Genomic DNA, 22,922 nt, shown 5'->3' on the forward strand with positions numbered 1-22,922 from the left:
ATTCGATGAGGTTATTCGCTTCAGATTTGCTTTACAATAAGTGAATGAAGAATTGACGAGATCGGCTATGAAATTTAACGAACTGTACATTGGTGTGATGTCTGGAACCAGTATGGACGGCGTTGATACCGCTCTGGTTGAGATTACAGATAATCACGTTCGCTTAATTGCGCACGACGACTATCCAATGCCTGCGGCGATGAAAGAAATGCTGTTATCGGTTTGTACCGGTCAAGCGACAAACTTAAAAGCCATCGGTGAACTTGACCACCAGCTCGGCCACCTATTTGCAGATGCCGTGTTGCAGCTACTCAATAAGTCTGGTTACGTCGCAGAACAAATTCGTGCGATTGGTAATCACGGTCAAACGGTATTCCACCAACCTACCGGAGACTTGCCATTTACCACTCAATTGGGCGATGCCAACATTATCGCGGTCAAAACAGGCATTAATACGGTAGCGGATTTTCGTCGTAAAGACATGGCGCTGGGTGGACAAGGTGCTCCACTGGTTCCCGCTTTTCACAAAAGCATCTTTGCCATGCAAGATTCCACAACGGTAGTGCTAAACATCGGCGGCATTGCCAACATTTCGGTTTTGCATCCGCAGCAACCCGTGCACGGCTACGATACAGGGCCGGGCAATATGTTGATGGACGCATGGTGTGAGCGACATACTGGTCACGGTTTCGACAAAGACGCGCAACTTGCCCAGCGAGGCAACGTCAACGAAGCATTGCTGGCTCATTTACTTAAAGAGCCTTATCTCGCAGTGTCTGCCCCGAAGAGTACCGGACGTGAACTGTTCAACATGGATTGGCTACATCACCAGTTAGCCAATTACGATGTATCCGTCGAAGACGTCCAACGCACCTTGTGCGAATACACCGCGATCACTATTGCGCATGACGTAACAAAGTTCACGTATGGCGAGACTCCTCAGCTGTTGGTTTGCGGCGGCGGTGCACGCAACCCACTGTTGATGCAACGTTTAGCTGAACTTCTCCCCCAATGGCATGTGGCAACCACTACCGATAAAGGCGTTGATGGCGACTACATGGAAGCAATGGCGTTTGCTTGGCTTGCGCAGCGCCATATTCATGGCCTCCCTAGCAATTTACCGGAAGTCACAGGGGCAAGTCGCCTCGCTTCACTTGGTGTGCTCTATTCAAAAAATTAAGGGCAATAGACCCCAAACAAAAAAGGCTTAATTTATTATGACGAACGATGCACTTATCGCAGCTTTATCCCATCTGGTATCTGAAGGGCGAAATCCAGATACCATGGACATCGACTTGCTGCCTTCTCTCGATATTGTTCAACGCATCAACCAACAGGACAAACTCGTTCCGCTTGCCGTTGAAAAAGTGTTGCCTGAGATTGCTCAAGCGGTCGATAAGATCACCGACGCCTTTAAAGTGGGTGGACGCTTAATTTATATGGGTGCGGGAACGAGCGGCCGTTTAGGTGTACTGGATGCCTCGGAATGCCCACCAACGTTTGGCGTATCGGACAAAATGGTGATCGGCCTTATCGCTGGTGGTCCAGAAGCGATACTAAAAGCCAAAGAAGGTGCAGAGGATTCACCTCAACTTGGTGAGCAAGATTTAAAGGATATCGACTTCAGCAGCAATGATGTACTGGTAGGAATAGCAGCCAGTGGCCGTACACCTTATGTGATTGGCGGTTTGGAATACGCGAATACGATTGGTGCAACTACCGTTGCGTTGTCGTGCAATCCGGATTCTCCTATCGCAGATATTGCTGATATCGCAATAAGTCCCGTTGTTGGCCCAGAAGCCTTGACGGGGTCCACTCGCTTAAAATCAGGCACCGCGCAAAAGTTGGTGCTCAACATGCTCACTACAGCAAGTATGATCCGTTTAGGTAAGAGCTACCAAAACTTGATGGTGGACGTGAAAGCGACCAACAACAAATTGGTCGCGCGTGCTGCTCGCATTGTTATGCAGGCAACGGAGTGCACTAAAGAAGAGGCAACCAAGGTACTTAAGCAGACCAATTATGAGGTGAAACTGGCGATCTTAATGATCTTGACCGATCTTGATATCGAGTCCGCACGTCAGCACCTTCATCATCAAGACGGCTTCTTGCGTAAAGCGGTAGAAAGCCATAAATCAAACTGACCGAATGTAAGAAGGTTGGATAGTAAAAAGGTGGCTCATGGGCCACCTTATCTTTTTGCCGGTGCTGACACATCAAGCATCAATCCTCGTCATACAACCACTCATCAAATTCGCGATTTAACTCGTTATTCACCTTACGCTTGAGCTGGTCTGGATCAGTGGCATTTTTAACGCGTTCCACTTTATTCGTGTACTGGCTTGTCGCCTCGTTTACTTCCCGTTTCATTTTGTTTTGCACGTAAGTCCCGTTGGTGAGATCTTCAATATCCCGCTTGGTATTATTGAGCGTATTCGTAATCTGATGCTTGTTATGGTCGTATTTGCGTTTCGCTTTGATCGTATCTTTCAGCATATTGCTGGCACTTGCGGTTAGCGGCAGTAATACTAACGCAACTAAAAAGTACTTTTTCATATTTCAATATCACTTATTACTCAATCTCAATGAGCCAAGTAGACCAAAGCGATCCGATAGAATTGTCAGAAGTTCAACAAGCCAAACTATCGTCTTGATTATGAAACACAGTGAGTCTTGGCGTTAATTACTGTATTTATTAATTACTGTATTCGTTCCAGCCTCGTTGCCATTCCATACGGAATTTTTGAGCTTGCTCAGTGCCCTCACAGACACCCTCATAATATTGGCCAGATAGACCCATTTGATAAGCAAAGTCTGGATTGCAATATTCAGCGACACCTTCCAAATAGCCACGGTCATAATCACCAGGGTTAGCAGTGCCCAACGTTTTCAGCTCTTTTACACTACGAGAAGTGTGCCCTGCGATGCCATCTTGATAACCAATCTGATACCAATCACCCGATTTGGCGAGATCTTCCGTGGTTGCAGCACACCCAGCCAATAATACCAGCGCCAACCCCAACGTCGCTTTTTTCATAACTCTTCCTTAACTGATTGTTTTCAAAACAAGCTTATCACTAATTCTCAGAATCTGCCGCTCAACACTCAGATTTCGCCGCTCACGCAACCGCAAAACCACATAATGATGAAACGCGCCACTCACGAGCATCACAAACCACTCAATCGGTATATCGACCACTCGCTACTGTATTCGACCACTCATCTACTAAGCGAATGCATTTAACACAAGTGCCGCATAACATGCACCCTGAGATTAAAAAATTACCCTACCCAACCAAGGACAATTGCTATGATGTGGTTTCTAACTTGTGTCGCTGCCCTCATCGGCGGATACTTCATCTACGGCGCTTTCGTTGAGAAAATTTTCGGCATCAATGAGAAACGCCAAACCCCTGCACACACCAAAACGGATGGTGTTGACTTTGTTCCAATGTCAACAAAGAAGGTTTACCTAGTTCAGCTACTTAACATCGCTGGTGTAGGTCCTATCTTTGGCCCAATCATGGGTGCACTTTACGGCCCAGCCGCAATGCTTTGGATTGTTGTAGGTTGTATCTTTGCAGGTGCCGTACACGATTACTTCTCAGGTATGCTTTCAGTGCGTAACGGCGGTGCATCAGTGCCAACGATTACTGGTCGCTACCTAGGTAATGGCGCAAAACACTTTATGAATATCTTTGCCATTGTCCTGTTGCTTCTTGTTGGTGTGGTATTCGTATCAGCGCCAGCGGGCATGATCACAAACCTAATCAATGATCAAACCAGCCTAAACGTAAGCATGACAACAATGGTTGTGGTTATTTTTGCTTACTACATCATCGCGACAATCGTTCCAGTAGATAAGATCATCGGTCGTTTCTACCCTCTATTTGGCGCACTACTTATCTTCATGTCGGTTGGTCTAATGACTGCGGTTGCTCTATCTAGCGAGCACACAGTGATGGGTGATTTCCAAGTAACAGACATGTTCTCTAACCTAAACCCAAATGATATGCCTTTATGGCCTGCACTGTTCATCACCATCGCTTGTGGTGCAATCTCTGGCTTCCACGCAACTCAGTCGCCACTAATGGCGCGTTGTATGGAAAACGAGAAAAACGGTCGCTTCGTATTCTACGGTGCAATGATTGGTGAAGGTGTTATCGCTCTAATCTGGTGTGCTATCGCCCTATCATTCTTCGGCTCTCTAGAAGCGCTTTCTGAAGCAGTGAAAAACGGTGGTCCTGGTAACGTGGTATACAGCGCGTCATTTGGTCTACTAGGTGTATTCGGCGGTATCATTGCTTTCCTAGGTGTGGTTATCCTACCAATCACATCAGGTGACACAGCATTCCGTTCAAGCCGTCTAATCCTTGCTGAATACTTCAACATGGAACAGAAAACACTACGTAACCGTCTACTAATGGCTGTGCCGCTATTCGTTATCGGTGGTGTGTTGACTCAAGTAGACTTTGGCATCATCTGGCGTTACTTCGGCTTCGCAAACCAAACAACCGCAGTAATGATGTTGTGGACTGCGTCAGCTTACCTACTGCGTCACAACAAACTGCACTGGATTACAACTATCCCTGCAATGTTCATGACTACAGTGTGTGTAACTTTCATTCTGAACAACAGCTCACTAGGTTTCGGCCTACCAATGCAAGTGTCGACTATCGCGGGTGTCATCTTCTCCCTAGTCGTTACAGGTTACGTTATCAAAACCTCTAAAGGTAAAGGCGAATCTGAACTGGCGGATGAAGAAAAACCACAAGCAGTAACAGAAACTGCGTAAGCCAACCTCATATTGACTGGTTAAGACAAGGAGCCTGCCGTTTGCAGGCTCTTTTTGTTTTATACCTAAATGACTTTAAAGGCCGATAAAACCTTGAGGTTGTTTAGGTATACAATAACAACATTAATTTCAGGTTAGGTTCGCTATGGAACTAGTTATCTCTCTCTTGCAGCAAATGTGTGTTTACTTAGTCCTGGCTTACATGCTGAGTAAAACACCCATCATCTTACCGCTACTGAGTATTTCGTCTCGCCTTAGCCATCGTTTGATTTGCTACGTGCTCTTTTCTGGTTTTTGTATCCTCGGGACGTACTTTGGCCTGCACATCAATGATGCGATCGCCAACACGCGTGCCATCGGCGCTGTCATGGGCGGGTTGTTCGGCGGGCCAGTAGTCGGTTTTGCTGTCGGCTTAACTGGCGGGATTCATCGTTATTCACTTGGTGGCTTTACCGACCTAGCCTGTGCTATTTCAACCACTGCTGAAGGCGTGATTGGTGGCTTGTTACATGTCTACCTTATCAAACGCAACAAGGGCGCATTGCTGTTCAACCCAAGCATGGTGTTCAGCGTGACATTTGTTGCCGAAGTTGTGCAGATGATTTTGTTGTTGGCGGTAGCCAAACCCTTCGACCAAGCCTACGAACTGGTGTCAGCGATTGCCGCTCCGATGATCATTGCCAACTCGTTCGGTGCCGCACTTTTCATGAGCATCCTACAAGATAGAAAAACCATTTTTGAAAAGTACTCCGCTACCTTTTCACGCCGCGCGCTTACCATCGCCGATCGATCCGTAGGCATTTTGAGCAACGGTTTTAACACCGAGAATGCAGAAAAAATCGCTCGTATCATTTACGAAGAAACCAAGGTTGGCGCAGTTGCAATTACTGACCAAGAGAAGATTTTGGCGTTTGTCGGCATTGGCGATGACCACCATAGACCGAATACGCCTATTTCATCGCAAAGCACATTAGATTCGATGGAGAAAAACGACATCATCTACCTTGATGGTACAGAGCGTCCGTATCAGTGTTCTTTGGCGAAAGATTGCAAACTCGGTTCGGCGTTGATCATTCCATTGCGTGCGGGTAAAGCGGTCATCGGAACAATCAAACTTTATGAACCTAAGCGTAAGCTGTTCTCAACCGCCAACATGTCAATGGCGGAAGGGATAGCTCAGTTGCTCTCCAGCCAAATTTTGTATGGCGATTATCAACAACAACAAGCGCTGTTAGCGCAGGCAGAAATCAAACTGCTGCACGCGCAGGTAAACCCTCACTTTTTGTTTAACGCGCTCAATACCATCAGTGCAATTACACGCCGCGACCCAGATAAAGCCCGTGAGCTTATCCAAAACTTGTCGCATTTCTTCCGCAGTAACTTAAAACAGAACATTAATACGGTGACGCTGAAAGAAGAGCTTGCACACGTCAATTCTTACCTCAGTATCGAAAAAGCACGCTTCACGGATCGCTTGGAAGTAGAAATAGATATCGACCCGGAATTGCTCGATATCAAGCTGCCAAGTTTTACACTTCAACCCTTGGTGGAAAATGCCATCAAACACGGCATCTCCAATATGCTTGAAGGTGGAAAAGTTAAAATTTACAGCGAAGTACACCCTCAAGGACACCTGATTACGGTCGAGGACAACGCAGGCAGTTTCCAGCCACCAAAAGACAACCACTCAGGTTTAGGCTTGGAAATTGTAGACAAACGTCTCACTAATCAATTTGGGCGTGACTCAGCGCTAAAAATTGCGTGTGTGACGCATCAATTTACTAAAATGAGCTTTATCATTCCCCCGAAATCATAAACCCAATCAGCAGCAATAAAGGTAATGTTGGATGTTAACCGCACTCGTCATTGATGATGAACAGTTTGCTCGAGAAGAGCTGGCAGAGCTCTTGGATGAAACAGGTCAAGTGGAGGTGGTCGGTGATGCGTCCAATGCCATCTTGGGCCTCAAAAAAATCAACGAGCTCAAACCTGATGTGGTGTTCTTAGATATCCAAATGCCTCAAGTAACCGGGATCGAGCTGCTTGGCATGCTCGATCCTGAAACCATGCCGTATGTGGTTTTTGTTACCGCTTATGACCAATACGCAATCCAAGCTTTTGAAGACAACGCGTTTGATTATCTCCTCAAACCTGTCGACCCATGCCGCTTGAACAAAACCGTTAAGCGCCTAAACAAGGTGATCAGTCAATCAGCGTTAACTCAACAACTGTCTGCGATTACACCCGATACTTTGGATCAAATTCCTTGTATTGGACACAATCGGATTGTGATCATGGCAACCGAGACGGTGGAATGTGCTTATAGCGATATTAGCGGTGTGCATGTACGTTCCACCAGCCAAACAGCAAGCACTCAGCTCACGTTAAAAACACTGGAAGAAAAAACGCCCTTAGTGCGTTGTCATCGCCAATATTTAGTGAGCATTAAAGCCATCAGTGAAATCAAGCTGCTGGAAAATGGTCTAGCCGAAATCATCACCAAAACAGGCTTTGAGATCCCAGTAAGCCGTCGTTACCTCAAAGTACTCAAAGAGATGCTAGGTATCAGCCACTAAGTGCCGAATATGAGCGAAACATGCGATCAAAAAAGGCGACCTTGAGGTCGCCTTTTGAATATTCGATAAATGGATATCAGTCCACTTGCTTGATTTGCAGCTCTTTTGGTACTTCGAAGAACATGTTTTCTTCTCGACCTAAGACTTCATCGACTGAGCGTGCACCCACTAGCTCTTTGATACGCTCAAGAATCTGATTCACCAACTCTTCTGGCGCAGAAGCACCCGCTGTCACACCTACTTTTGTCTTGCCTTCAAACCACTCTGGCTTGATATCTTCAGGACAATCCGTCAAGTAACCAGGCGTGCCAAGTTTCTCAGCCAACTCTTTAAGACGAGTAGAGTTTGAAGAATTCTTAGAACCCACAACCACCATTACATCCACATCACCAGCCAGCTCTCGCACGGCATCTTGGCGGTTTTGTGTTGCGTAACAAATATCGTCTTTACGTGGGCCTTGGATGTCAGGAAATACGCGGCGTAGCTCTTCAATCACATCAGCGGTTTCATCGACAGACAATGTGGTTTGGCTTACATAGTGCAGATCCGATGGATCTTTCACGATCGCTTTTAGTTTTTCAACGTCCGTAGGAGTTTCCACTAAGTACATGCCGCCAGTTTCGCTTGAGTACTGACCCATCGTACCTTCGACTTCTGGGTGACCAGCGTGACCAATCAGAACCACTTCCATATTGCGGCGGCTTGCACGCGCAACTTCCATATGAACTTTCGTTACCAATGGGCACGTTGCATCAAATACCGTCAGATCACGCTGTTTTGCTTCTTGGCGAACCGCTTGCGATACACCATGAGCAGAGAAAATCACGATGTTGTTGTCAGGCACTTCATGTAGCTCTTCAACGAAGATAGCGCCACGCTGTTTTAGCCCCTCAACCACAAAACGGTTATGTACCACTTCATGGCGAACATAAATCGGTGGCTGATATAGCTCTAGCGCACGCTCTACGATGCTAATCGCACGGTCAACACCAGCACAAAAACCGCGTGGGTTAGCTAATAGGATTTTCATTTCATTGCTCATGGAAATTATCTTTTATTGGGGTGGCTATTCTACTGACAAAATTTCGACTTCGAAAGTCACGTCTTGTCCCGCTAGAGGGTGATTAAAGTCTACCGTTACCGAATCGCCAGCAATCTCAGTAATGATGCCCGGAATTTCCATACCATCAGGGCCACTGAAAGCCATGATAGTACCGACTTCAACTTCCGCTTCACCAACAAATTTGGTGCGATCCATATGATGAATATGGTCTGGGTTAGGCATACCAAAAGCATCTTGCGCTTTGAGTTCAATCGCTTTTTTCTCACCAGATTGGAGACCCACCAAGCACTGCTCGAAGTTCTCACTCAGGCTGCCGTCACCCATCACAAACTTCGCTGGTTTGCCCATATTATGAGTGCTGTCTGCCACCGAACCATCTTTCATTTTGATCGTAAAATGCAGGGTTACTATCGAATCATTCGTTATTGTTGTCACGTTACTGCTTCCTTGTTCTTGGGTCATTACGTCTATCCGCTTTGTCTTTTTATACACTGATGTGCGGATTTGCGTTCCAACATAATAAAAAGCGTCGTACGAATCAACGGACGACGCTTAGGGTTATTCGACTTTTCCAATATACATGGCCACGATTTAGGCTTTTGCTGTGTCTTTCTTGCGAAAGCCGTCTAGGATAATCATCGCCGCACCAAGACAAATCGCCATATCAGCAAGGTTAAATGCCGGCCAGTGATAATTGCCCCAGTAGAAGTCTAAGTAATCGACCACAAAACCATGGATCACGCGGTCAAATACGTTGCCAACGGCACCACCAATAATCATGGCGTAAGCAATGTTGTTCCACTTTTCTTTTGCAGGAAGCTTACTCATCCAATAAGTCAAAAGACCTGTGACTACAAACGCGATACCGGTAAACAACCAACGTTGCCAACCCGCTTGATCGCTCAAAAAGCTGAAAGCTGCGCCATAGTTGTGAACATAGAGAAGATTGAAGAAAGGCAAAATTTCAATTCGGTTTGCCCAGCCATATCCCATGTTGTTCATGACAACGTATTTAATGCCTATATCGGCCAAAAAAATCACAATCGCTAGCCACAGCCAACGTACACCTGATTGCTTTAACGTCAGTGCTTTTTCACTCATTACTTTACCTACAAACAGCCCCAGTAAATACTGGGGCTGTTAATTTTAAAAAAAGTTCAGTCGTTCTAGGCAATTACGCGAATTTACGTACTTCACCTTCGCCATCAACGTTAGATACACAGCGACCACAAATCTTCTCGTGACCCGCAATTGTGCCTACGTCTGGCGTGTGGTGCCAACAACGATCACACTTCTCAGCTTCTGTCGCTTTCACTTCAACAAACAGACCTTCGATGTCTGTTGCTTGTGCCGCGTCAGATTTCTCGCTTAAAGGCTTAACTGCTGCTGCAGACGTCAGTAGCACAAAGCGTAACTCGTCTTCTAGCTTGTTGATTTTCGCCGCTAGTGCGTCATCAGCAAATAGAGTTAGCTCAGCTTGTAGTGCACCACCGATGGTTTTCTCTGCACGCGCCGCTTCAAGAAGTTTGTTCACCGCCCCACGAACTTTCTGAATTTCAGTCCAGAATTCGTTGTTTAGCTCTTCACCTTCCGCTAGACCAAATAGACCATCGAACCACTCACCTGTAAACACGAATTTTTCGCGCTCGCCTGGCATCTCGTTCCAGATCTCATCTGCGGTGAATGACATGATTGGCGCCATCCAACGAACTAGTGCTTCTACGATGTAGTAAAGTGCAGTCTGACAGCTACGTTGAGCGTGGCCGCCCTGCTTCGCTGTGTACTGACGGTCTTTGATTACGTCTAGGTAGAATGAGCCCATCTCGATAGAACAGAACTGCATTAGACGCTGAGTTACGGCGTGGATGTTGTATTCATCGTACGCTTTGATGATCTCTTCTTGCGCAGCAAGTGCACGACCAACTGCCCAACGGTCTAGCGCCACCATTTCTTCAGCAGGAACGATGTCTGTTGCTGGGTTGAAGCCATTTAGGTTCGCTAGGAAGAAACGCGCTGTGTTACGGATACGACGATACGCATCTGCAGAACGTTTTAGGATTTCATCAGAAACCGCAACTTCACCAGTGTAGTCTGTAGAAGCAACCCATAGACGCAAAATGTCTGCACCGAGTTTGTTCGTTACGTCTTTTGGCGCAACCACGTTACCGATAGATTTAGACATCTTACGGCCGTGACCATCAACCACGAAACCGTGCGTCAGAACTTGTTTGTATGGCGCTACACCTTTCATCGCAATTGATGAAATTAGAGAAGACTGGAACCAACCACGGTGTTGGTCAGAACCTTCAAGGTATAGGTCTGCACTGTTACCGTTGTACTCTTCACGAGCATCAACAACTGAGAAGTGCGTAACACCTGAATCGAACCATACGTCTAGCGTATCGAGTACTTTTTCGTACTGCTCTGCTTCGTCGCCTAGTAGTTCAGCTGCGTCAACATCCCACCATGCTTGGATGCCTTTTTCTTCAACAAGCTTCGCTACTTTTTCAATTAGCTCTAACGTGTTTGGATGAAGTTCTGCTGTTTCTTTATGAACAAACAGAGCGATTGGCACACCCCAAGTACGTTGACGAGAGATACACCACTCAGGACGACCTTCGATCATACCTTCGATACGGCTTTGACCCCACTCAGGCATCCACTGAACACCTTTGATTGACTCTAGTGCTTTTGCACGTAGGCCAGCTTGGTCCATTGATACGAACCATTGAGGTGTTGCGCGGAAGATGATTGGAGTCTTATGACGCCAACAGTGAGGGTAGCTATGCTCGTAAGCGTGATGATGTAGTAGCGCGCCTTTTTCTTTTAGCGTTTCTACTACAGCGTCATTCGCTTTGAATACGTGCTGGCCAGCAAAAAGCTCAGTGTCTGGTAGGTAAACACCGTTTGAACCCACTGGGTTTGCAACTTCTAGGTTGTACTTTTGACCAACCGCAAAGTCTTCCTGACCATGGCCAGGTGCCGTGTGAACCACACCAGTACCTGAGTCAGTCGTCACGTGATCACCAAGGATCGCCGGAACTGTGAAATCGTAGAATGGGTGTTGGAACTGAGAAAGCTCTAAATCCGCACCTTTCGCAAAACCAAGGTTATGGAAGTGCTCGATACCCGCGCGATCCATCACATCTTTTGCTAATTCAGCAGCAACGATAATACGCTCAGGGTTGTCACCCTCAACTTGGATTAGCACGTACTCAAGATCATCACGTAGACATACTGCGCGGTTTGCCGGCAGAGTCCAAGGAGTGGTTGTCCAGATAACGATTGAAACGTCACCCTTACCTTCGTGGCCTTCAGTCAATTCAAATTTAGATAGCAGCGCAGCTTCGTCCGCTGTTTTAAAACGTACGTCGATAGATGGCGATACTTTATCTTTGTATTCTACTTCTGCTTCTGCAAGTGCAGAACCACAATCCGTACACCAGTGAACAGGTTTGAAACCTTTTAATAGGTGGCCATTACTTGCGATTTTACCAAGCGCACGAATAATGTTCGCTTCAGTTGCGAAATCCATAGTGCGGTATGGCTTATCCCACTCACCCATGATGCCAAGACGCTTGAAGCTCTCTTTCTGACCTTCAACCTGACCTGCTGCGTATTCGCGACATTTTTCGCGGAATTCCGCTGCCGTTACTTTTTGGCCTGGTTTGCCTACTTTCTTTTCTACCATCAATTCGATTGGCAAACCGTGGCAGTCCCAGCCTGGGATGTAAGGTGCGTCAAAACCTGAAAGTGTTTTGGATTTAATAATAATGTCTTTAAGAATCTTGTTTAGTGCGTGACCAATGTGAATGTCACCATTTGCGTAAGGAGGGCCATCGTGCAATACGAATGACTTTTTGCCTTTTTTAGCTTTACGGATTTCACCGTAAAGATCTTCTTTGTACCAACGCTCAAGCATTTCTGGCTCACGATTAGCCAGGTTGCCGCGCATTGGAAACCCTGTTTCAGGTAAGTTCAGGGTATCTTTATACTCACTCATCGATTCTTAATTCCGTTATATTGGGCGAAAATTAGACATTATGTCGAACGGTGGAATAAACCGTTCAACTCTTAAGCTGACGCAGCCACACCCTTGCTGCTTCAGCATCCAATTCGATTTGTTGTTTAAGTGCTTCAAACGACTCAAACTTTTGCTCATCTCGAAGTTTGTGCAAAAGTTCCACTTCTAGTTGCTTGCCATATAAATTGGCATGAAAGTCAAATAAGTGTACTTCTAACTGTTGGCGAACGCCATTTACTGTAGGTCGTTGGCCAATATTAGCCACGCCACCGACTGGCTTATCACCCAAGCCTAGCGCTTGAACAACATAGACTCCGGAAACCGGAGAAACACAACGTTTCAGTGGAATATTGGCCGTCGGGAATCCAATGGTTCTTCCTAACTTTCTTCCGTGTGAAACGCGACCGCTGATGCTGTAATCTCTTCCCAGCATCTCTTGTGCGGCATGCAAATCGTCACGAGCTAAGGCTTCGCGAATCGCGGTGCTACTCACTCGTAACTGTTGTAAACAAAAGCTTTGGGTACTGACGACTTCAAAGCCGTATTTTTCCCCTGCTTCCTGCAACATAGCAAAGTTACCTAAACGGCCTTTGCCAAAGCAGAAATCATCACCAACGACAAGAAACTTAACACCCAAACGCTCGACCAACAAGTCGCGGATAAACTCTTCCGCTGTCAGGCTGGCAAAATGGCGATTAAAGTTGACGCAAAGCAAACGGTCGATGTCGAGCTTGCTTAATTGAACGAACTTGTCGCGCAGTCGCGTCAACCTTGCGGGCGCTTTGTCTTTGGCAAACAGCTCCATTGGCTGAGGTTCAAAGGTCATCACAACCGACGGTAACGAAAGTTTCTCCGCTTGCTCAGACACTTGCTGCAATACTTGTTGATGGCCTTTGTGTACGCCATCGAAATTGCCGATCGTCAACACACAACCATAATGGTGTGGTGCGATATTATGAATGCCTCTAATCAGTTCCATTGGATACTGCGTTCTGCCTCTGTTTTTACTTTGCACTGTGTGAAACTGACGGATTATATACTAATCAACCTCAATCTGTCCCAGCTTTTAGGTCTTTTAAACGTACGCCTGTCAAAAATAGAACCGCTAGGTAAACTGCGGCGCCTAGACCAATTAACATTCCTAACATGCCGCTACGGTGAGCAAAGCTCCACTCTAGCCAAACCGACATGTCTTCCAATTGCCATAAGATCGCAGCGACCATCGCAGCGCCAGCAACAACCAAACGTACAATAAAGAAGACGGTACGCTTAGTGATTTGATAGACACCTGCAATGTGCAGACCTCGGTACAACAGCGCCATGTTGACGAACGCTGACAATGCCGTAGCAATAGCCAAGCCGACGTAACCGTAGAAATAGGCAAAAATTGCGTTGAACACCATGTTAGTCACCATCGCGATGATGCCGTATTTCACTGGCGTTTTTGTGTCTTGACGTGAGTAATAGCCTGGCGCTAACACTTTAATTAACATGAAATTCAATAGGCCAGATGCGTAAGCGAGCAACGACAGAGACGCTTGGTGCACATCTTGTGGAGAGAACTCACCGCGCATAAATAGCACCATCAACATCGGCTTCGCCAACGCCATCAAACCCAACATCGCCGGAATCCCGAGCAGCGTTACCATGCGAACGCCCCAATCCATGGTATGTGCAAAACCTTCGCTCTGCGAGTCCACATGTTTACGAGACAGCGCAGGCAAAATCACCGTCGCAATCGCAATACCAAACAGTCCCAGCGGGAACTCCAACAAACGATCGGAATAATACAACCAGCTGATTGAGCCAGTTTGTAGAAAGCTGGCAATAAAAGTATCAAATAGCAGGTTGATTTGACTGACAGAGACGCCAAACAAAGCGGGAATCATCAACGTGCGGATTTTTACCACCCCAGGATCGCGCCACCCCCACTTAGGCTTAACCATCACGCCCGCTTTAATAAGGAAAGGTATTTGGAATAAGAACTGAACCAAACCACCTAAAAACACACCGATAGCCAGACCGATTTCCGGTTGAGACATCTGTGGCGAGATAAACCAAGCCGCCAGAATGATCATGACATTCAAAAAGACCGGAGTGAATGAGGAGACGGCAAACTTGCCGAGTGTGTTAAGAATAGCTCCGGAAAGCGCAACAAAGGTGATGAACCATAAATAAGGGAAGGTAATTTTGAGCATCAGACTGGCTAGCTCAAATTTCTCTGCTGCCGGCCCACCATGCATCCAATCTAAAAACCAGCCAAAACCAAACAGCGCGGTTACCACACCAGAGCCCAGCACGCCCAGTACGGTAACAATAGAGACAATAACCCCTAACGTACCGGCAGCACGAGCAATCAACTCGCGTGTTTTGTCCATATCACCTTGAGCGTGATTCTCCGTTAAAACAGGGACAAACGCTTGAGAAAAAGCCCCTTCAGCAAACAAACGTCGTAAGAAATTCGGAATTTTGTTGGCGAAGAAAAAGACGTCAGCGCTTGCTCCTGCCCCCATTAAATTTGCCACTACAACATCGCGAACTAAACCCAGAACGCGGGAAATTAATGTCATAGCACTGACGATCATGCCTGACTTGAGTAGTCGTTTACTCACTGTAACCTCGGAATATCACTATAAGACAGCCAACCCTATACTGTTAAGCTCGTGGAGGCTCTAAATAGACGTCAAAAATATATCCGTTTATTGTTAGTTCTAAGCGGATAATTATTAGCATTGGTATAAAAATGCTGTTAGAATCCCCGCCATCTTAACCGCGATAACCTTTCATACCAAAATTTGTTTTGGTTTAGATGGGTTTTTGCACAAATCATTTGACATTTAGGCGCAAATGAGGGATATTCCTCGCCCTTAAATTGTCACAGAACTAAGTTTTTGGGAGTTAGACCCTTGGCAAATAGTAAATCTGCTAAGAAGCGCGCTATCCAAGCTGAGAAACGTCGTCAGCACAATGCTAGCCGTCGCTCAATGATGCGTACTTACATGAAGAAAACTGTTGCTGCTATCGAAGCAGGCGACAAAGAAGCTGCAACTGCTGCATTCGCTGTAGTTACACCTATCCTAGACCGCATGGCAACTAAAGGCCTTATTCACAAGAATAAAGCAGCTCGCCATAAGTCTCGTTTCGCTGCACAAATCAAAGCTCTTTAATAGACACTTGATTTTACAGTGAAGAAAAAACCGGCTTTATGTCGGTTTTTTTATATCTAAAATTCGTCAAATCACGAATCCAAGATAAGAAAAAAGCTGGCACCGCCAGCTTTTGTTATTTAGAACGACTCAAATCTGCCAGTTACCTACCGTTGCCTAAACAACACAGATAACACTAACGCATTTCAGTCTGTGCGATCAGTTTGCGCAATAAAGACCGTGAAGGGTTTGAATCAATGTCTTCACCTCATCACTTTTTAACGTGTAATACACCGTTTGCGCTTCTTTTCTCGTCGCGACTAATTCGTCACGACGAAGCCAAGCTAAATGTTGCGATAACGCCGACTGGCTTAATTCCAGTTTGGTACACAGCTCCCCAACGGACAACTCTTGGTTATGCAGCATACAAAGAATTTGTAGGCGTCTTTCGTTTGCCATCGCTTTGAGCAACACGACGGCTTTTGCGGAGTTTTTCTCCATTTCTTGTAGATTCATGTGTTGGACCTCTAGCTACAACTTACTTATTCCAACCCTGGCCAGCTTGTTGTGTTGCACTGATTTAATATCTCTAAGGACATCAAGATTCTTCTCCAGAGTCTTCTTTATTAGAACCTCTAAATTTGGCTTTAAAGCGATACATCAATTTTACCCACCAGCAGTGTTCACTGGGGCTTTATCGACGAGAAATAATTTTGCTCACTAAACCAAGTATCTTGAATTACTTAGGTATCATTTAGATTTATATTTTTATCGATAGTAATCTATTTATTTGAGCAACGATACGGGTTTACTCAAACATTTGACTGAAATCAGCATCACATACGTTTTTTACCGCAGGATGCTGAATCATTCGCTCGGCGAAAATAACGTAATACTCTTCTTTCAAATCCTCAACATGACCGATCAACTGTAAGCTGCGGTCATCTTCGATTTCTGACATGTAAACCGTCGGCGCCAAAAAGATTACATCATCACGGTATCTCGCAAAGGCTTTCATCAACGCGACGTCATCAAACTCTCCCAAGACATCAGGTTGTAATCCTTGGCGATCAAACCATTGAATGACTTTTCGCCCCATCGCCGTTCGACTTGCTGGGATCAACAGCTTTTTCTTTTCCAAAATTTCAGGGAACTTGACGTCTGGAATGTCAGAAGATGCAAAGAAACTCATGCTACTCTCGCCAAGCTTCTTACTATAAAGGCCTGGGCTTTGCGTCGAGTCCACCGGGCAATCAGAAAGAATCATATCCAACTTGTGCTGCGATAGCCGTTCTAATAACAGTTCGTGCGTCGACTCGTAACAACGTAAATGGATACTGTTGTCTTCAGGCACGGTTGTCATCAGCACTTTACTAACTAGCCGTTTTGACAGCGCATCAGCTACACCAACTTCAAACAAAATATTGGAGTGCTGACTGTAGTTCACAATATCAAGCATCTCATAGCTTAAACCAAACATACGATCCGCATATTTGAAGACCAATTGTCCGAGTTCTGTTGGTTCGACAGTACGGCCGTTTCGCTTGGTTAGCTTACCTTTCATCCGCTCTTCAAGCGCTTTGATTTGCCCGGTCACCGTTTGAGGAGTGAGAAAAAGCGCATCCGCGGCCTTGGTAACAGAGCCTTGCTTGCACACCATCCAGAAGTAATAAAGATGGTTGTAATTTAGATGTGACATCGGCCAATTCCAGAAAAGAAGGTGATGCTTTTTATACCAAATGTGACAGAGACAGACAAGATACTCGGCAAAACCATCACTTTAACCAACTAAAATTAAGTTTTACCGAAAATACAATCTCAGTATTGTCATAAAACTTGAAGTAAAACGCACTTTTTATCGAATTCTCTTCAAAAAAACCTCAGTTTATAAAACCAATAAAGCCTATATTTTTCAATAAATTAAAACAGGACAATCCGCTACTTTTTTTGAACTATTAAAAAGCACAATAAAAAGTGCTCACAGAAATCAATCTGTAATATTACTGAAATATTTGTTCTCTAACATCGCCCGAAGTTTCAACTTAAGACCGAAAAACGAACTTAAAGGTCAACGGAGAAAATTATGATGAACCAAGCTACTTCAACAGCAGCGCCTATCTCGAGCACGACTCGTTGGTTACGCTGGGCTAACTTGGCATTCATGCTGTATCTGCTTCTTCTAGCAGTATCTATGGTTGGTAGCGGTTTCAAATGGGCAACTGGCGACCAAGCAAAAGTATTGTTTGAGTTTGCATCTCACCCTATCGCTGGTCTTATGATCGGCCTAGTAGCAACAGCCCTAATCCAATCCTCAAGTACTGTAACTTCTATTATTGTGGGCTTAGTTGCAGGTGGTCTACCTGTAGAGACAGCGATTCCAATGGTAATGGGTGCCAATATTGGTACCACAGTGACCAATACTTTGGTTTCACTAGGTCACGTACGTTGTAAGGAAGAATTCAAGCGCGCATTTGCTAGTGCGACGATCCACGACTTCTTTAACCTTCTTGCTGTTCTGATCTTCCTTCCTTTGGAAATGATGTTCGGCATTCTAGAGAAAATTTCTCACTGGTTGGTTTCGCCACTATTGAACACTGGCGACATGAGCATGAAGGGTTTTGACTTCATCAAGCCAATCACTAAGCCTGTTGTTTCTGCTATCAAAGAACCGCTATCAACATTTGGTGACACCATGGGGGGCGTGGCTCTAATTGCTTTAGGTATCGCTACAATCTTCGTTGCTATCACAGTAATGGGTAAGCTAATGAAGAGCCTAATGGTTGGCCGTGCTCGCGATATTCTGAAGAATGCAATTGGTCGTGGTCCTATCCACGGTATCGTATCAGGCTCGATCGTGACGGTGTTGGTACAATCTTCATCAACAACAACAAGCTTGATGGTTCCACTTGTAGGTACTGGTGTTCTTAAAGTTCGTGACATTTACCCATTCACTCTAGGTGCGAACATCGGTACATGTATCACTGCGCTACTTGCAGCTACCGCAGTATCTGGTGAGTTTGCTGTGTTTGCTCTTCAGATTGCGCTAGTACACTTAACCTTTAATATTTTGGCGACACTGTTTATCTTTGGTATTCCGTTCTTACGTGAAATCCCAGTAAAAGGCGCTGAAATGATTTCAGAGCTTGCTATCAAAAACAAAGCCGTTGTGGGTGGCTACCTGATGTCTGTATTCATCATTCTGCCAGGCGCAATCCTTGCTCTGACAACCTGATAATACCAACCATCGCTTATTGTTTAAGGCTCCACGTTGTGGGGCCTTTTTTGTATCTGTAACCATGATGCAAAAATGAGAGCTGATGTAACTCCGATTGAGACTGAGAAATATTTGTTGTTCAAACCAAACACTCAATGATAATTTGGCTCCACCTCTTTCAATACAATCACCGTTAGTCAAAAGTACAGAGACGGTCATATACACAATGGATAACGGCTCTTGCCTCCCATAGTTGTCTTCGATGACTGACAGGTACTCTGCGCGTTGTTGAAAAAGGTCTTACCTTCACATGGAGTTGAACGACATGGCTCAGTTTAATGAACCAATTTCTAGCCAGCTATTAGCAATAGATGAAAACCTCACTCAGTTAGTCACTGATATTGATATTCTTAGCAGCGTAAACCCGCTTAATTACGCCCAAGAGCGAGAAAGGTTCATCAGTAATAAGTACTCGCAAGAACCTAACTTTCAGTACCAGAAAGCGCCTCTTGACACTCATCAGTCAAAACGCCGTTTGTACGAATTGCCTTTGGAACACATCGAAGATGCTCAGTTACAAAAGCTTTATGAGGATGTCATTCAGTCTTACGCCGACAAACTTGATCAAGTCAACACCATAGGTACGCAAGAGTTCCTATACAACTCTCTGCGCTATTACGGTGAACCAAGTGCGAAAGACATTGCTAACGCACATTTCATTTTGCATCTGCCGACAGAAGAAGAAAGCAAACCAGAGCATGATAGCCGCTCCATTGCTCATTTCATGCAAAGCTTCGCCGATAAAAATGGGTATGAATGTGAAATTCAAATCTTAGATGGCATGCTAGCTAACGCTTTGGTTTCAGGCTCACGAGTGAAGATTAACAGCGCTGCGCACATCACAACTGACGAACTTGAAGCGCTCGCACACCACGAGATGGGCGTGCATTTGCTAACTACGCTTAATGGCCGTCAACAACCACTTAAAGTGCTTAGTTTAGGTTGCCCTGCCAATACCAATACGCAGGAAGGGTTGGCAATTTTGTGTGAGTACCTCTCTGGACACTTCAGTATCAAACGTTTAAGAACCTTAGCTCTTCGCGTGCTTGCTGTAGAATCTATGATTAAAGAACGCGATTTCCGCCACACCTTTATGTTGCTGAAGGAGCAGTACAAAGCGTCTGACGTTCAAGCCTTTACCATTACTTCGCGCGTATACCGCGGTGGTGGCTTAACTAAAGATTATTTGTACCTGAGAGGATTTAGAGAAGTGCTCAACGCGTACGATAAGCTAGGGGATGATTTTTCACTGCTGCTATGTGGTAAAACGGAATTGAAGTATTTCGATCTGATCCGTTCTCTCGTTAATAAAGGGATTTTCACACAACCGAAGTTCATTAGCCCTGCACTATCGACTCCGAAGCAAACTAACCCGATTCATCGCTATATCGTCAGCGCATTGAAGTAACGAAACTCAAACACATCGCAAAAGCAAAAAAGCTCCATTCGGAGCTTTTTGTAGTATCAAGAACCAGCGTGATTACACTGAGAATGGATAACGAATTGGATCGTGGTGTTCGTACCCTTCTACCCAAAAGTCATCCAGTGTCACCCAAGTTTCCAAATCTTCTAGAGATTTAATCTCCGGATTGATATGGAATGTTGGTGCTTGTAACGGTTCACGCTTCAACTGAACATCACGCATCAACTCAAGCTGATCTTCATAAATGTGCGCGTTAACGATTTTATGGAAGGCCTGACCTGGCTTCTTACCCGTAATTTGCGCCATGATCGCTAAGAACACATAAACTTGAACCATGTTGAAGTTCAATCCAAGCGGCACATCGCACGAACGCTGTGTACTGTTGAGATACAAAGTGTCATCCAGTAGCGAGAAATGATGACTGTACATACAAGGTCGCAAGCACCCCATATGGAACTCACCAGGGTTGTAGAAGTTCAAGATTTCACCACGGTCATCAACACCGCGAGTCAAATCATCCACAATCTTGCGTAGCTGGTCGATATGACCACCATCAGGCTTTGCCCATGCACGACCTTGAACGCCGTATACACGGCCCATATCGTCTTCACCCTTACGGTATGGGTTATTCAACCAAGCGTCGTTTAGGTTGGCGTTCGCATCCCACGTTTTGGTGCCTAATTTACGGAAATCTTCAGCATTATCATAACCACGAATGTAGCCAAGTAGCTCAGCCACTGCTGCTTTCCAAAAACTTTTACGCGTCGTTACCAATGGGAATTGATTGTTCGCAACATCGTAGGTTAAATCCGCGTTGATTACCGTCAGGCAACGCTTACCTGTACGTTCATTTTCAACCCAAACACCTTGTTCAACGATGCGTTGACACAAATCTAAATACTGTTTCACACCAATACCTTACTTCGTTTTAACTTGATCTTTGTCTTGGTAAAGACCACGTTTGTAAGCCCAAACCATCATCAGAATACCCAACACGATCATTGGCGTTGATAGAATTTGTCCCATCGAAATATAACCACCAAATAGACCAAGCTGAGCATCCGGTTCGCGAACGAACTCGACTAAGAAGCGGAATGTACCATATCCAGCTAAAAATAGCCCTGATACCGAACCCAATGGGCGAGGCTTTTTGATGAACCAGTTCAAGATGAAAAACAGCACTACGCCTTCTAACAGCATTTCATACAGTTGCGATGGGTGACGTGGTAAAGGCCCGCCATTTGGGAAAACGATAGCCCAAGGAACGTCTGTTACACGCCCCCAAAGCTCGCTGTTCATGAAGTTACCCATACGGCCCATACCCAAGCCAAATGGCACAAGAGGCGCAACAAAGTCAGCAACGCCGAAGAAGGTACGACCGTTCTTGTGTGCATACCAGAACATTGCCGTAATCACACCCAACAAACCACCGTGGAACGACATACCGCCAGTCCAAACTTTGAAGAGATACAAAGGATCATCTAAAAACAGTTCAAAGTTATAGAAGATAACGTAACCGACGCGACCACCGATGACGACCCCTAAGAAGCCCGCGAAAAGTAGATCAGAGACTTGCTCTCGAGTCCAGCCGCTGCCTGGTTTGTCAGCACGACGGTTCGCCAACCACAATGCAAACATGAAACCGACGAGGTACATCAAACCGTACCAACGAATTGAAACAGGACCAATAGAGACTAAAACCGGATCAATATTGGGAAATTGAAGGTATCCCTGAGACATAAATCATTCTCTTCTTATTTACAAATAAAACCAATATACCCAAGTCACCTCAAATGCTCGGTTCAGCGTGAATAACTTGGGAATAAACTTACAGCAGCATTGTTGCTGCAACAAACATTAAGAATATTGCGAATATTTTCTTTAATACCGCAGTAGGAAGATTGGTCGCGAGCTTCGCCCCCACTTTCGTGGTCAACATCGAAGTCATCGCAATCGCAAGTAACGCAGGAAGGTAAACATAACCAATACTGTACGCAGGTAAGCCTTCAACCTTATAGCCGTGCAAAATAAAGCCGATCATGCCAGAGATGGCGATAATGCAGCCACAAACTGACGATGAGCCGACCGCTTTGCGCATTTCTACGCCATGCTTGTTGAGAAAAGGCACCGATAAAGAACCACCACCGATACCAGCTAAGCTCGAAACCACACCAATTCCCGTTCCGTACATCATAGTGACCGGACTACTCGGCATTGGCTTCTCACTTTTTACTTTAATAGATCGGAACATCTGCACAGCTAGACACAGAACAATGACACCAAATACTTTCGGCAAGTAATGAGTTGGGATCCATTCGGCAATGTTGGCACCAACAAAGCCGCCAATCACCACTCCGGGCATTAGCCACTTCACAACAAACATATCTACGTTGCCAAGTTTAAGATGGTTGAGAGCAGAAGAACCTGATGTGACGATGATACTTGCCAGAGATGTCGCAAGCGCCATGTGCATGCTCATTTCTGGAGAAATGCCCGCCCAAGGCAGCAAAAATAACAACGCAGGTACGACGATTAATCCGCCCCCAATGCCGAGTAGCCCCGCCATCACACCAACAAAAGCGCCCAGCGCCAGCAATAACAAAAATAAAGAGACGGTCACG

Annotated in this window: 21 protein-coding genes; 8 read left to right on the forward strand and 13 right to left on the reverse strand. The window is 45.5% G+C overall.

Annotation, left to right across the window (positions count from 1 at the left end; genetic code table 11):
• Positions 1-67 precede the first annotated feature (67 nt).
• Positions 68-1,180 carry an anhydro-N-acetylmuramic acid kinase gene (locus ACF8OV_RS08435; RefSeq protein ID WP_203504940.1) on the forward strand — a complete coding sequence of 371 codons (1,113 nt, stop codon included), beginning with the start codon at positions 68-70 and terminating at the stop codon, positions 1,178-1,180.
• Between the two features lie 37 nt (positions 1,181-1,217).
• A complete protein-coding gene (murQ, locus tag ACF8OV_RS08440) occupies positions 1,218-2,144 on the forward strand; it encodes an N-acetylmuramic acid 6-phosphate etherase (RefSeq protein WP_025792737.1) in 927 nt (308 codons plus the stop codon).
• 79 nt (positions 2,145-2,223) lie between these two features.
• Here murQ and ACF8OV_RS08445 read toward each other — a convergent pair whose 3' ends face one another.
• Complete coding sequence (locus ACF8OV_RS08445) at positions 2,224-2,556, reverse strand: hypothetical protein (RefSeq protein ID WP_021450227.1); 333 nt, start codon at positions 2,554-2,556, stop codon at positions 2,224-2,226.
• 139 nt (positions 2,557-2,695) lie between these two features.
• Complete coding sequence (locus tag ACF8OV_RS08450; RefSeq protein ID WP_005460271.1) at positions 2,696-3,037, reverse strand: DUF2799 domain-containing protein; 342 nt, start codon at positions 3,035-3,037, stop codon at positions 2,696-2,698.
• 273 nt (positions 3,038-3,310) lie between these two features.
• Between ACF8OV_RS08450 and ACF8OV_RS08455 the strand changes: the two genes are divergently transcribed.
• The 3 genes from ACF8OV_RS08455 to btsR all read left to right on the forward strand — a co-directional run bounded on the left by ACF8OV_RS08455 (position 3,311) and on the right by btsR (position 7,371).
• Positions 3,311-4,795: a carbon starvation protein A gene (locus ACF8OV_RS08455; protein WP_005477897.1), complete on the forward strand. Its 1,485-nt coding sequence runs from the start codon at positions 3,311-3,313 to the stop codon at positions 4,793-4,795.
• Between the two features lie 145 nt (positions 4,796-4,940).
• On the forward strand, positions 4,941-6,611 hold the full coding sequence (locus ACF8OV_RS08460) for a sensor histidine kinase (RefSeq protein WP_203504942.1): 1,671 nt from the start codon (positions 4,941-4,943) through the stop codon (positions 6,609-6,611).
• Positions 6,612-6,642: 31 nt separating this feature from the next.
• Positions 6,643-7,371 carry a two-component system response regulator BtsR gene (gene btsR, locus ACF8OV_RS08465; RefSeq protein WP_005460295.1) on the forward strand — a complete coding sequence of 243 codons (729 nt, stop codon included), beginning with the start codon at positions 6,643-6,645 and terminating at the stop codon, positions 7,369-7,371.
• Positions 7,372-7,447: 76 nt separating this feature from the next.
• On the opposite strand, the gene ispH is transcribed toward btsR, so the two are convergent.
• The 6 genes from ispH to murJ form a co-directional block, all read right to left on the reverse strand.
• Positions 7,448-8,413, reverse strand: coding sequence for a 4-hydroxy-3-methylbut-2-enyl diphosphate reductase (gene ispH / locus ACF8OV_RS08470; RefSeq protein WP_025507039.1), 966 nt, complete (start codon positions 8,411-8,413; stop codon positions 7,448-7,450).
• Between the two features lie 24 nt (positions 8,414-8,437).
• Positions 8,438-8,869 (reverse strand): FKBP-type peptidyl-prolyl cis-trans isomerase, encoded by a 432-nt coding sequence (gene fkpB, locus ACF8OV_RS08475; protein ID WP_024702563.1) that lies wholly within the window; start codon positions 8,867-8,869, stop codon positions 8,438-8,440.
• 156 nt (positions 8,870-9,025) lie between these two features.
• Positions 9,026-9,535: a signal peptidase II gene (lspA, locus tag ACF8OV_RS08480; RefSeq protein ID WP_005460289.1), complete on the reverse strand. Its 510-nt coding sequence runs from the start codon at positions 9,533-9,535 to the stop codon at positions 9,026-9,028.
• A gap of 73 nt (positions 9,536-9,608) precedes the next feature.
• Positions 9,609-12,437 carry an isoleucine--tRNA ligase gene (gene ileS, locus ACF8OV_RS08485; protein ID WP_005488293.1) on the reverse strand — a complete coding sequence of 943 codons (2,829 nt, stop codon included), beginning with the start codon at positions 12,435-12,437 and terminating at the stop codon, positions 9,609-9,611.
• Positions 12,438-12,501: 64 nt separating this feature from the next.
• Positions 12,502-13,437 carry a bifunctional riboflavin kinase/FAD synthetase gene (gene ribF, locus ACF8OV_RS08490; RefSeq protein WP_005477935.1) on the reverse strand — a complete coding sequence of 312 codons (936 nt, stop codon included), beginning with the start codon at positions 13,435-13,437 and terminating at the stop codon, positions 12,502-12,504.
• Positions 13,438-13,507: 70 nt separating this feature from the next.
• Complete coding sequence (murJ, locus tag ACF8OV_RS08495; protein WP_020904206.1) at positions 13,508-15,070, reverse strand: murein biosynthesis integral membrane protein MurJ; 1,563 nt, start codon at positions 15,068-15,070, stop codon at positions 13,508-13,510.
• Positions 15,071-15,364: 294 nt separating this feature from the next.
• Between murJ and rpsT the strand changes: the two genes are divergently transcribed.
• Entirely contained in the window at positions 15,365-15,625 is a 261-nt protein-coding gene (gene rpsT / locus ACF8OV_RS08500; RefSeq protein WP_005381938.1) for a 30S ribosomal protein S20, read from the forward strand.
• A 198-nt stretch (positions 15,626-15,823) separates the two neighbouring features.
• On the opposite strand, the gene ACF8OV_RS08505 is transcribed toward rpsT, so the two are convergent.
• Positions 15,824-16,120 carry a metalloregulator ArsR/SmtB family transcription factor gene (locus tag ACF8OV_RS08505; RefSeq protein ID WP_005461077.1) on the reverse strand — a complete coding sequence of 99 codons (297 nt, stop codon included), beginning with the start codon at positions 16,118-16,120 and terminating at the stop codon, positions 15,824-15,826.
• Positions 16,121-16,412: 292 nt separating this feature from the next.
• Positions 16,413-17,303, reverse strand: coding sequence for a transcriptional activator NhaR (gene nhaR / locus ACF8OV_RS08510; RefSeq protein ID WP_005457134.1), 891 nt, complete (start codon positions 17,301-17,303; stop codon positions 16,413-16,415).
• A 384-nt stretch (positions 17,304-17,687) separates the two neighbouring features.
• On the opposite strand from nhaR, the gene ACF8OV_RS08515 reads away from it, so the two are divergent.
• Complete coding sequence (locus ACF8OV_RS08515; protein ID WP_005497177.1) at positions 17,688-18,836, forward strand: Na/Pi symporter; 1,149 nt, start codon at positions 17,688-17,690, stop codon at positions 18,834-18,836.
• Positions 18,837-19,143: 307 nt separating this feature from the next.
• Positions 19,144-20,286, forward strand: coding sequence for a flavohemoglobin expression-modulating QEGLA motif protein (locus tag ACF8OV_RS08520; protein WP_021487239.1), 1,143 nt, complete (start codon positions 19,144-19,146; stop codon positions 20,284-20,286).
• Between the two features lie 72 nt (positions 20,287-20,358).
• Here ACF8OV_RS08520 and ACF8OV_RS08525 read toward each other — a convergent pair whose 3' ends face one another.
• From ACF8OV_RS08525 to ACF8OV_RS08535, 3 genes are all read right to left on the reverse strand, one after another.
• On the reverse strand, positions 20,359-21,210 hold the full coding sequence (locus tag ACF8OV_RS08525; RefSeq protein WP_015296258.1) for a thymidylate synthase: 852 nt from the start codon (positions 21,208-21,210) through the stop codon (positions 20,359-20,361).
• Between the two features lie 9 nt (positions 21,211-21,219).
• Positions 21,220-22,041 carry a prolipoprotein diacylglyceryl transferase gene (gene lgt, locus ACF8OV_RS08530; protein ID WP_029851143.1) on the reverse strand — a complete coding sequence of 274 codons (822 nt, stop codon included), beginning with the start codon at positions 22,039-22,041 and terminating at the stop codon, positions 21,220-21,222.
• A gap of 88 nt (positions 22,042-22,129) precedes the next feature.
• Positions 22,130-22,921: a sulfite exporter TauE/SafE family protein gene (locus ACF8OV_RS08535; RefSeq protein ID WP_005481395.1), complete on the reverse strand. Its 792-nt coding sequence runs from the start codon at positions 22,919-22,921 to the stop codon at positions 22,130-22,132.
• Position 22,922: the final 1 nt, after the last annotated feature.

Source organism: Vibrio sp. GLN_1 (genome assembly GCF_043106015.1).
GTDB lineage: Bacteria > Pseudomonadota > Gammaproteobacteria > Enterobacterales > Vibrionaceae > Vibrio > Vibrio parahaemolyticus.